Genomic DNA, 11,165 nt, shown 5'->3' with positions numbered 1-11,165 from the left:
TTTCCCCGTGATCGGGGCGAACACCACGAGAGCGGAACAGCCGGGAGGAATAGTCCCGACCGTTCACAGCGTCCTCGCTGTGTTTTACTTCAAAGGAACCTCGCCCCAGCAGAGCTGGAGACGGGGTATCAACATATCTGGCGTTGACTTTTGGCACGCTGTTGAGTTCTCAAGGAACGGACGCTTCCTTCGTACTCACCCGAGAGACTCTCTCAGGCTTTCCTCCGGGCGCTTCCCTTCGGTGTTCCCGACTCTATCAGACCTTTTCTCGATCCGATTTCCTCGGCGCTTTCCGGCCTTTCGGCCTTCCGGCGTTGTTGACTCTATCAGATCCCTCAGTTCCCTTTGGACTCTGACTCCCCGTCAACCGGGGCCGTCCTCACGGCCGTTGGGCCGTTCCGACGTCCCAAACCCTAGCGGATCCGCCCGGCGATTCCCAATCGAGCGGATCGGGGTCGCCGTACCCAATCGGAATTGAATTCGGACACGCCAAATTCGACCCGTTTGGGAGATCGTGCTGAGTGGTTTGGTGCCGCTGATGCGGCGGGAGGTGCTGCCGAAGAACCGTTACGGCTCGGTGGCAACCCGGAGAACTGTACGGATCCGGGGCCGGACTGTCAAGCTTCCCCTGGGTGGAGTTTCGCCAAACCTTCGGTGGCCTCTCAGTCCAGGTCGCTGAGACGGCCGCCCGCGTCCGGCTGGGCATGCTCCACACGACGCAGCAGCCGGGTCAGCGCCTCGCCCAGCACGGTGCGCTCCTCGGGGGAGAGGTCCTGGAGGAGATCCTCCTCGAAGCCCGAGGCCAGGCGCATCGCTTCCAGCCACTTCTCGCGGCCTTCGGTGGTCAGCTCGACGATCACACGGACACGGTTGGCTTCGTCGCGTTCCCGGGTGACCAGGCCCTCGCTCACCATGCGGTCGATCCGGTGGGTCATCGCGGCCGGCGTCAGCCCGAGCCGCTTGGCAAGGTCGCTCGGGCCCATGCGGTAGGGGGCGCCGGAGAGTACGAGCGCCTTGAGGACCTCCCACTCTGCGTTGCTGATGCCGAGTCCCGCGGTCTGGCGGCCGTAGGCGACGTTCATCCTGCGGTTCAGGCGGGACAGCGCGGAGACGATCTTCTCGACCTGGGGGTCCAGGTCCCGGAACTCGCGCTGGTAGGCCGCGATCTGTTCGTCGAGGGTCGGCTCGCTGACGCCGGGTTTGTCGCCCATGAGCGCAGTATGGCACGCGCCGGCTTGGCTTCGAAGTCCTTGAAGGTGTACTGTTTAGGTTCGAAGTCTTCAGGGTTAATCGCTTCAGAGGTAAGGCCTGCCGGTCGCGCCTCGGGGCGGGCCCTCTTCCTAAGGCAGGTGAACGTGACCAGGGCGAAGGGCGCAGCGATGCGCCGGATCCACGTGGGCAACGCACTCAGCGCGTTCGGCCTCGGCTTCACCGTTCCGTATCTCTACGTCTATGTGGCGAAGGTGCGGGAGCTCGGTGCCACGACGGCGGGCCTGGTGCTCGCCGTCTTCGCCGTGGCCGCGCTCGTGGTGCTGCCGTTCGCCGGGCGGGCCATCGTCCGGCGCGGTCCGCTTCCGGTGCTGCTCACCGCTCTGGTCGCCGCTGCGGTCGGCGCGCTGAGTCTCGGACTCGCGGGTGGTGCGGTGAGCGTGCTTCTGTCCTCGGCGCTGCTCGGCGCCGGGCAGGCCGTGATGCAGCCCGCGCTGGCGACGATGATCGTGGACTGCTCGACGACCGAGTCGCGGTCCCGGGCCTTCGCCCTGCAGTTCTTTCTGCAGAACCTGGGACTCGGTGTCGGCGGCCTGATCGGCGGCCATCTCGTCGACGCCTCACGCGCCGAGTCCTTCACGCTGCTGTTCGCCATCGAGGCCGCGATCTTCCTGCTGCTCGTCGTGATCATGTCGACGGTACGGATACCGCACGCGCCCACGATCGGGGCCGCGGCGCCGCAGGGCGGCGGGGCGAGCTGGAAGCAGCTGCTGGGCAACCGGGCCATGGTGCAGCTGTGCGTACTGGGTTTCGTGCTGTTCTTCGCCTGCTACGGCCAGTTCGAGTCGGGCTTGAGCGCCTACGGCGTCGAGGCGGCCGGGATCTCGACATCCGCGCTGGGCACGGCGCTGGCCGCCAACACGGCGATGATCGTGGTCGCGCAGTTCGCGGTGCTGAAGTTCGTCGAGCGGCGCAAGCGGTCGCGGGTGATCGCGGCCGTGGGGTTGATCTGGGCCGTCGCCTGGGTCGCCGCGGGATACGCGGGGCTCGGGCACGGCAGCCGGACCATGGCGACCGCCGCGTTCGTCTCGACGTACGCCCTGTTCGGTCTCGGCGAGGCCATGCTGTCGCCGACGGTCGCGCCGCTAGTCGCGGACCTCGCCCCGACGGGGATGGCAGGCCAGTACAACTCGGCCTTCGCCCTGGTGAAGCAGCTCGCGCTCGCGGTGGGTCCGGCGGTCGGCGGTCCGCTCGCCGCGTCCCTGCCGGCCCCCTACATCGTGACGTTCCTGGTGTGCTCGCTGGGCATCATCGTCCTGGCGCTCAGGCTCGGACGGCAGCTCACGCCGGCGCAGAACCAGCCGTCGCACGCGAGGAGCCGCGTGGTGGCGCAGGGGACGCCTGGTGCGTCCGGCCGAGCCGAGATCAGCGCGTCCAACGTGTGAGGCCGAGGTCGCTCAGGCCGATCGGCGGTCCGGGAGGCGCGGCCTCCGGACCGCCGCCCGCCGCTGGTGTCCCCCGGCACCCGGTCGGCCCTACCCCCGCGGCAGCGTGAACTCGCACCACACCGCCTTGCCGCCGCCCGGCGTGCGTCGCGAGCCCCAGTTGGAGGCGATGGTCGCCACGATCGCGATGCCCCGGCCCGCCTCGTCCGCCGGTTCCGCACGCCGGCGGCGGGGCAGGTGGTCGTCCCCATCCGTCACCTCGATGATCAGTCGGCGGTCCGTGCGGCGGAGGCGCAGCCTCATCGGTGGTGTGCCGTGCTGCAACGAGTTGGCGACCAGTTCGCTCGCGGCCAGCACTCCCAGATCGTGCAGATCCGTCGGGAACCGCCAGCTGGTGAGCACACCCGAGGCGAACGCACGCGCGCGTGGCGCCGCCTCCACGCCGCCGAGCAGTTCCAGGGCGGCGTTGCGGAAGAGGTCGCCGTCGGGACCCGAACGCGACGGGTGCTGGAGGACCAGGACCGCCACGTCGTCGTCATGGTCCGCCGTGACGCCGGCCGAGCGCAGCAGACGGTCGCAGATCACCTGGGGCGTCCCGGTGGCGCCCGCGAGCGCGCTCTCGAGGGCCTCGATGCCCTCGTCCAGATCGGCGTCCCGGCGCTCGACCAGGCCGTCCGTGTAGAGGACGGCCGTCGATCCCGGGCTCAGGGGCACCGAACCGGACGCGTGCATCCAGCCGCCGGTGCCGAGCGGAGGACCGGTGGGTTCGTCGGTGCGCAGGACGTTTCCGCGCTCGTCGCGGACCAGGATCGGGAGGTGGCCCGCCGAGGCGTACACCAGCCGGCCCTCGTTCGGGTCGTGGACGGCGTACACGCAGGTCGCGATCTGGTTGGCGTCGATCTCCGCGGCAAGGCCGTCGAGGAGCTGGAGCACCTCGTGCGGGGGCAGATCGAGGCGCGCGTAGGCGCGCACGGCCGTACGGAGCTGGCCCATCACCGCGGCCGCCCGTACTCCCCTGCCCATGACGTCACCGATGACGAGTGCCGTGCGGCCGCCGCCGAGGGTGATCACGTCGTACCAGTCGCCGCCGACCGCCGCCTCCGTGCCGCCGGGCTGGTAGGTGGCGGCGATGCGCAGGTCGTCGGGCTGCTCCAGCTCCTGGGGCAGCAGGGAGCGCTGCAGGGTCACCGCGGTCTCGCGCTGCTCGCGCTCGCTGGCGCGCAGCCGCTCGGCGGCCTCGGCGTGGTCGGTGACGTCGGCGGCGAAGATGAGCACGCCCCTGGCCCTGTCGTCGGGCACGTCCACCGGTGTGCACGTGAACGTGTACGACCGCCCGCCGCGCGCCTTGCGGGACTTGACCGTGCGCGGCTTCGAGCTGCGCAGCACCTGGTCCAGGAGCGGGAGGAGACCGAGTTCGTCCAGCTCGGGCAGCGCCTCGCGGGCGGGTTCACCGACCGGCCGGGCGCCGAAGGCCGCCGCATAGGCGTCGTTGACGTACGCGATGCGGTGGTCGGGGCCGTGCACCAGGGCGACGAGGGCCGGGACGCGGTCCAGGACCTCGCGCACCGGCAGCTCGTCGACGGCGGGCACGTCCCGCGTGTCGTCGGTGAGCCGCTCGGCGTCGCGGGCCGCGGGTACGGAGCCGTCCCCCCGCCGGTCCGGGGAGACCGCGTGCTCGGTCCGCGCTGCGGCGCGGCGCTGCGTTCCGGGGAGCCGGGCGCTCCAGCGCGTGAAGTTCACCGATTCCTTGCCTCGTCGTTGTCGTCTCCGGCCGGCTCCGGATCCGGTCGGATCCGGGGGCCCGCCCCCCGGGGGTGTGCGGCACAGTGGGGAAAGCCTGTTGGATGCGTCGGGGCGAGGGTCGGCCCGCCCACGGGTCGGGGACCAGTCTGGCCGACCGGACCGATATCCGTCAGACGTCGGTGGTTCCGGCAGAGTTCCTGGGTCCGGTCAGGACGACCCCTTCGGGTCTCCTGAAGCCTTTCCACCGGCCGCCAGTTCGAATTCTGCACGGGGATGTTCGAGTGAACCGAGCGAGACGATCTCCCTCTTGAAAAGTCCCGCCAGAGTCCATTCGGCCAGGACACGCGCCTTGCGGTTGAAGGTGGGCACCCTGCTGAGGTGGTACACGCGATGCATGAACCAGGCAGGGTAGCCCTTCAATTTGCGCCCGTACACATGCGCGACACCCTTGTGCAGCCCGAGGGAGGCGACCGAGCCGACGTATTTGTGGGCGTATGTCTCCAGGGGCTCACTGCGCAGGGTGTGCACGATGTTGTCGCCGAGGACCTTGGCCTGGCGCAGCGCGTGCTGGGCGTTGGGGGCGGTCTCACGGCCGGGCTCGTCGGCGGTGACGTCGGGGACGGCCGCCGCGTCTCCGGCGCCCCACGCGTGCGTGACGCCGTCCACGGTGAGCTCGGGCGTGCACTTCAGGCGACCGCGGCCGTTCAGCGGCAGGTCGGTGGCCGCGAGGACCGGGTGCGGCTTCACCCCGGCGGTCCACACGACCGTGCGCGTCGGAAAGCGGGCGCCGTCGGAGAGAACGGCGACCCGGTCGGCGCACGACTCGAGCCGGGTCTCCAGACGTACGTCGATGTTGCGGCGGCGCAGCTCGGTGACCGTGTACCGGCCCATCTCCTCGCCCACCTCGGGAAGGATGCGGTCGGAGGCCTCCACGAGGATCCACCTCATGTCCTCTGGCTTGATGTTGTGGTAGTAGCGCGCGGCGTAGCGGGCCATGTCCTCCAGTTCGCCGAGCGCCTCCACGCCGGCGAATCCGCCTCCCACGAAGACGAACGTGAGGGCCGCGTCGCGGATCGCGGGGTCCCGGGTGGAGGAGGCGATGTCCATCTGTTCGATGACGTGGTTGCGCAGGCCGATGGCCTCCTCGACGGTCTTGAAGCCGATGCCGTGGTCGGCGAGCCCGGGGATCGGCAGGGTGCGCGAGACGGAGCCGGGTGCGAGGACCAGTTCGTCGTACGACAGCTGTTCCGTCCGCCCGCTCTCCTCGGTGGCGAGCGTGGCGACGGTGGCGGTCCGCTTGGCGTGGTCGACCGCCGTGACCTCGCCGATGACCACGTGACAGTTCTCCAGGACCCGGCGCAGCGGGACGACCACATGGCGCGGCGAAATGGCGCCGGCGGCCGCTTCGGGCAGGAACGGCTGGTAGGTCATGTAGGGATCGGGCGAGACCACCACGATCTCGGTCTCGCCCCGGCCGAGTTCCGTCTTCAGTTTCCGCTGCAGGCGCAGGGCCGTGTACAGACCGACGTAGCCGCCGCCGACGATGAGGACACGCACACGGTTCGGGGGGTCGGGGGGCGTCCCCCGGTGAATTGCAGCCGTCACCATCCCATGACGCACCGGCCGCTTGCGTTTGTCCACAGCCCCGGCAAATTGTGTGACGGGGCGGCGGTCCGGCGCAGGGTTGGCCGAATTACCGGAGCGCGGGGAAGGATCGCAGGTCAACGGGTGTACGCGGGGTGACATCCGGGGGCGCAATCGGGACGTAACCGCCCCGTACTCCGATCGGGGGGCGCTCCGTGCGGAACCTCCCCCTTCTGAATTGACCCCCGCTCAACTATGTTCGTGTGTCGACGGGGTGTAGGGGGATGCGCTCGACGGGTCCGTGACCGGCGGGCCCGCTCACACGGGACGCTCGTTCCGTACGCCCCGGCTGCCAAAGGCGGGGAAAGTCTCCGGGGGGAGACGTCATTACCGGGGGAACGTATGCACATTCAGGACTCGCACTGGTCGTCCGCGTCCGCCGTCGCACCGGCGGGCGCGGTGAGCGCGGCTGCGGGGAACGGACGGGACGCGCGGTCGGCACCGCTGCGCGTGGACGCACAGCGCAACCTGGAACACGTACTGCGCGCGGCGCGCGAGGTCTTCGGCGAGCTGGGGTACGGCGCGCCGATGGAAGACGTGGCGCGACGGGCGAGGGTCGGGGTCGGCACGGTGTACCGCCGCTTCCCGAGCAAGGACGTCCTGGTGCGGCGGATAGCCGAGGAGGAGACCGCCCGGCTGACCGACCAGGCCCGGACGGCGCTCGGCCAGGAGGACGAGCCGTGGTCGGCGCTCTCGCGCTTCCTGCGGACATCGGTGGCGTCGGGCGCGGGGCGGCTGCTACCGCCGCAGGTGCTGAGGGTGGGCGTCGCCGAGGACGGAACCGAAGGGGTCGACGCGCTGCTGGTGGACGAGGCGCGGGTGCCGCAGCAGCGGTCCCAGTCGACCACCGAGCTGCGGCTCGTCGAACACCAGCCCGCGGCGGAGCCGGACGACACGGGTGCGGCGACGCTGCTGGAAGTCGTCGGACAACTCGTGGAGCGGGCGCGCGCGGCGGGTGAACTGCGGGCGGACGTCACCGTCTCGGACGTACTGCTGGTGATAGCGACGGCGGCGCCCTCGCTGCCGGACGCCGCCCAGCAGGCGGCTGCCTCGGCCCGGCTGCTCGACATCCTCCTGGAGGGCCTGCGGTCGCGCCCGTCGTGACGCCCTGGGCCCGGCTGGGCCTCTGCGGTCAGGCTGGGCCTCTGCGGTCCGGCTCGGGCATTCACTCCGGTCGGGCCTCTTCCGGTGACGTGGCTCCCGGGCGCGGACGCTGCATCGCCCGCGCGCGGGACGCGACACGGCGGACGGCGGCGTGTCGCGAGCGGACGTCCGTCAGCTGGCATGTCCCTGCACGGACGTATCCGTGAGCGGACCTGTCCGAGAACGGCGGTGCCCGGGAACGGACCTGTCCGGAAACGGTGGTGTCCGGGAACGGACCTGTCCGGAAACGGCGGTGCCCGGGAACGGCGGTGTCCGGGAACGGACCTGTCCGGAAACGGTGGTGTCCGGGTACGGCGGTGCCCGGGAACGGCGGTGCCCGGGAACGGCGGTGCCGTGAGCGGGCCTGTCCTGGAAAGGGCGTGTATTCGCCGAGGCGCGCGGACGGGGCGGTCAGCGCCGGTCAGGCCGTGACCGGGTGGTGCCCGTCCGCCGGACGACCAGCCGGACCGTCCTGCGACCGGCGAGCGCGGCATGCGGCCCGGTTCAGCCGGTGGGACGGGCCGAATGGTTCTCGGACGCCTGCGCGAGGTCCCGTAGGACGTCGTCCGGGGTGAACGCCGCGCCCTTCGCGCGCTCGGCCTCGAAACCGGCCCGGCCCAGCGCCCCCAACGCGGCGGTCTCCGTCCGCTCGGCCCGTGCGCGCTCCCGTTCCGGGCGCACGGTCGGCCCGCGCCAGTTGTCGGCCGCGGCGAGCAGCCGAACCGCGCGGGCATGCTCGCACAGGGTTGCCAGGACGTTCGCCGCGAGGTCCACGAGACCCGCCGTCACCGCCTCCGCGCACCGGTCGTCCACCGCCCGGCGCAGCGCGTCGGCCAGCTTCGGCAGTCCGGACTCCGGGCCGGACTCGGCGATCGTGACGAGCGCGTCGAGGCCGTTCAGCGCGGCGATGAACTGCGGGGGCGGCGTCCCCCGGGCCGATTCCGCCCGCGTCTGCTCCCACCACTCACGTGCCCGTGCGGTCTCCCCGTCGTCCAGCGCCATCTGCGCGCGCAGCAGACGCACATATGCGCGGGCGTCCTGCACGCCGTACCGGTCGGCGGCGCCGTCGGCCTCGTCAAGGGCTGTCAGCGCGTCGGCCCGTTTCCCGTCGCGGTAGGCGATCTCGCCGAGCCGGGCGAGCAGGAACGGGGTCTCCGCATACGCCCCCACCACCTGGGCGAGCCGCAGCGCCTCCTCGTACTCGCCCTTCGCCTCCTGGAGCACGCCGCGCCCCATCGCCGCCTCGCCGACCGCGCTGCACACCTGGGCGCGCATCCAGCGGTCGCCGACCCGGCGGCTGATCGCACGCAGCTCGGCGATGTCGGCGTCCACGCCGTCCAGGCCGCCCGGGTAGTCGACGAGCATGTGCGTGCGGAGCATGAGGCTGACGCCGATCTCCCAGTCACCGCCGTATCTGCGGCAGTTGGCGAGGGTCGCCTCCATGGCCTTCCACAGGTCGTAGGAGTCACCCAGGTGGTACGCCGTCCACGGCCAGACAATGCCGGGCAGCCGGGCGGCGTCCGGGCCGCCCCGCTCGAAGCCCGCGCGCACCCGGGCGACGTACCGCCGCGCCCTCTCGTCGCGCATCGAGTCGCCCGAACGGGATTCCGAGACGAGGAACAGGTGCAGCAACCGCAGCTTCATCCGCGTCGCGTGGAGGGGATGCCGTTCCTCGATGTCGGCACCGGCGAGGAATGCGTCGATGTGATCGGGCGCGGCGAGCCCTTCCAGAGCGTCGAGGGCGGATGGCGCCGCGGGCCGCGCCCGGCCGTCCGAGGCGCGCGCGTCCAGGGCCGCTCCCAGGCTCAGGACGCGGTCCAGCCACTCCGCGCCCTCACGGCGGTAGTTGCGCAGCCACCAGAACCAGCCCGATGCGAGGGCCATGGCGGCGGCCTCCTCCTCGGCACCGGCGGCGATCGCACGGTGCAGCCCGGCCCGGATGTTGTCGAGTTCCGTCTCCAGGCGGCGGATCCACGGGAGTTGGTCGGCCGAACGCAGTCTGGGATCGGCCTCCTCGACCAGCGCCCGCACCCAGGCGCGGTGGCGGCGTTCCGCCGCGGCGCGCGGCCCGGGAAGCTCCGCGGCGCGCTCGATGGCGTATTCGTGGATGGTCTCCAGCATGCGGTAGCGCATGTCCGTACCACCGGCGCCGTCGTAAGGGGTCGCGAGGATCAGTGACTTGTCGACGAGCGCCCCGAGGACTTCGGCGGCGGGCTCGGTGCACACGGCCTCGGCCGCGGTGAGGTCCCAGCCGCCGGCGAAGAAGGAGACCTCGCGCAGTACGGTGCGCTCGCGCTCGTCGAGCAGGTCCCAGGACCAGTCGACGACCGCGCGCAGGGTCTGCTGGCGGGGCAGGGCCGTACGGCTTCCGGAGGTGAGGAGCCGGAAGCGGTCGTCGAGGCGGTCGGCGATCTGCCGGGCGGTCAGCAGCCGGAGGCGGGCCGCGGCCAGCTCGATGGCCAGGGGCAGGCCGTCGAGACGGCGGCAGATCTCCTCCACGGCCTCCTGGTCATGGGCGGCGGGCGCGTCGGGGCGCACGGCCGCCGCACGCTCCAGGAAGAGGCGGCGCGCGGGATCGGGTGGCAGGGGCTCGACGGGACGGACCGACTCGCCGGGCACGCCCAGGGGTTCGCGGCTGGTGGCAAGGATGGTGAGGCCGGGGCAGTGCGTCAGCAGGGTCTCCGCGAGCTCGGCCGCGGCGTCGATCACATGTTCGCAGTTGTCCAGGATCAGGAGTTCGCTGCGTGGAGCGCAGTACTCGATCAGCAGGGCCACCGGATCATCCTGTGGCACCGCCATCTCATTGGTGATCAGCACGGTCTCGCGCAGACCGAGGGCACTGACCACCGCGGCGGGGACCGCATCCGGCCGGTCGAGCGGGGCCAGCTCGGCCAGCCACGCCTGCGGCAGCCCGGCGGCGGCTTCCTCGGCGAGACGGGTCTTTCCGGAGCCGCCCGGTCCGGTGAGGGTGACCAGGCGGGCCCGGTCCAGTTCGGAACGGATGGCCTCGAGTTCGAGCTCCCGGCCGACGAAGGAGTTCAGCCGGGGGCGGAGATTGCCGGTGCGTGCGGCACGGGAGGCGCAGTGGGCCGCGGGGGCAGGGCTCCGGCGCTCGTCCGGCGCAGGCGCAGGCAACGGCGGAGGCGGAGGCGTCGTCGGCTCGGGGGACAGCAACTCGGCGTGCAGGGCCTGGAGTTCCGGGCCCGGATCCGTGCCCAGTCCGTCCGCCAGTGCACGGCGTACGCCCTCGTACGCCGCCAGGGCGTCGGCGGCGCGGCCCGTGGCCCGCAGGGCGCGGATGAGGTGGGCGTGCAGGGGTTCGTCGTACGGATGGGCCCTGGTCAGCTCCATCAGCTCGGGTACGACGTCGGGGGCGCGGCCCAGGCGCAGTTCGGCGTCGAGGAGGGAGCGAGTCGCCGAAAGACGGAGGGCCTCGGGGCGGGCGGCGGCGCCGCGGTCGGGGAGGTCGGCGAGGGCCGGGCCCTGCCACAGGGTGAGGGCATCGCGGAGATCGCGCGCGGCGGCGGCCGCGTCGCCGTGCGCGAGGGCCTTGGTGCCCCGCTGCACGAGGTCCTCGAAGACGAAGAGGTCCACGGTGTCGCGGGTGGCGACGAGCCGGTAGCCGCCGGGTTCCGAGGCGACCGCGTCCCGGCCGACGGCGCGGCGGAGGCGGCCGACGAGCGCCTGGAGGGCGGCCGGGGCGTCGAACGGCGGGTCGTCGGCCCAGACCTCGTCGATCAGCGTCTGCGGGGCGGTGCTGCGGCCGGGGCGCAGGGCCAGGGCGGTGAGAAGCGCGCGGACGCGGGGGCCGCCGACCGGTACGGGAGTTCCCTGGTCGTCCTCTGCTTGGGCGACGCCCAGAATCCTGTACTGCACCGGCCCATTCTCACCGGGGGCGGCTGCGTGGGGCACGGGGTTTGTTCGAGGAGCCGCGGAGCCGGGCGGCTCGGTCCGGGCGGGGCCCGCTGCGGGTGGCGAAGC

General features: G+C 72.0%; 6 protein-coding genes. 2 read left to right on the top strand and 4 right to left on the bottom strand.

Annotated elements, in window-relative coordinates; translation table 11 throughout:
- Positions 1-662: 662 nt before the first annotated feature.
- A complete protein-coding gene (locus tag AAW14_RS36350; protein WP_265568714.1) occupies positions 663-1,211 on the bottom strand; it encodes a MarR family winged helix-turn-helix transcriptional regulator in 549 nt (182 codons plus the stop codon).
- Between the two features lie 168 nt (positions 1,212-1,379).
- Here AAW14_RS36350 and AAW14_RS36345 point away from each other — a divergent pair, with 168 nt between their 5' ends.
- Positions 1,380-2,654 carry an MFS transporter gene (locus AAW14_RS36345; protein ID WP_265568718.1) on the top strand — a complete coding sequence of 425 codons (1,275 nt, stop codon included), beginning with the start codon at positions 1,380-1,382 and terminating at the stop codon, positions 2,652-2,654.
- 90 nt (positions 2,655-2,744) lie between these two features.
- Here the strand turns inward: AAW14_RS36345 and AAW14_RS36340 are convergent, their stop codons facing one another.
- Together AAW14_RS36340 and AAW14_RS36335 are read right to left on the bottom strand one after the other, a co-directional pair.
- Positions 2,745-4,394 (bottom strand): ATP-binding SpoIIE family protein phosphatase, encoded by a 1,650-nt coding sequence (locus AAW14_RS36340; RefSeq protein ID WP_265568713.1) that lies wholly within the window; start codon positions 4,392-4,394, stop codon positions 2,745-2,747.
- A gap of 210 nt (positions 4,395-4,604) precedes the next feature.
- Complete coding sequence (locus AAW14_RS36335; RefSeq protein WP_265568712.1) at positions 4,605-6,005, bottom strand: NAD(P)/FAD-dependent oxidoreductase; 1,401 nt, start codon at positions 6,003-6,005, stop codon at positions 4,605-4,607.
- 378 nt (positions 6,006-6,383) lie between these two features.
- Between AAW14_RS36335 and AAW14_RS36330 the strand changes: the two genes are divergently transcribed.
- A complete protein-coding gene (locus AAW14_RS36330; protein ID WP_265568711.1) occupies positions 6,384-7,145 on the top strand; it encodes a TetR/AcrR family transcriptional regulator in 762 nt (253 codons plus the stop codon).
- Between the two features lie 543 nt (positions 7,146-7,688).
- Here AAW14_RS36330 and AAW14_RS36325 read toward each other — a convergent pair.
- Entirely contained in the window at positions 7,689-11,060 is a 3,372-nt protein-coding gene (locus AAW14_RS36325) for an AfsR/SARP family transcriptional regulator (protein WP_265568710.1), read from the bottom strand.
- Between the last annotated feature and the right edge of the window lie 105 nt (positions 11,061-11,165).

It is taken from the genome of Streptomyces hygroscopicus (assembly GCF_026168105.1).
Taxonomy (GTDB): Bacteria; Actinomycetota; Actinomycetes; order Streptomycetales; family Streptomycetaceae; genus Streptomyces; species Streptomyces hygroscopicus_D.
Note: the sequence above shows the minus strand (reverse complement) of the source record. Positions and strands in the feature narration are given on the sequence as shown.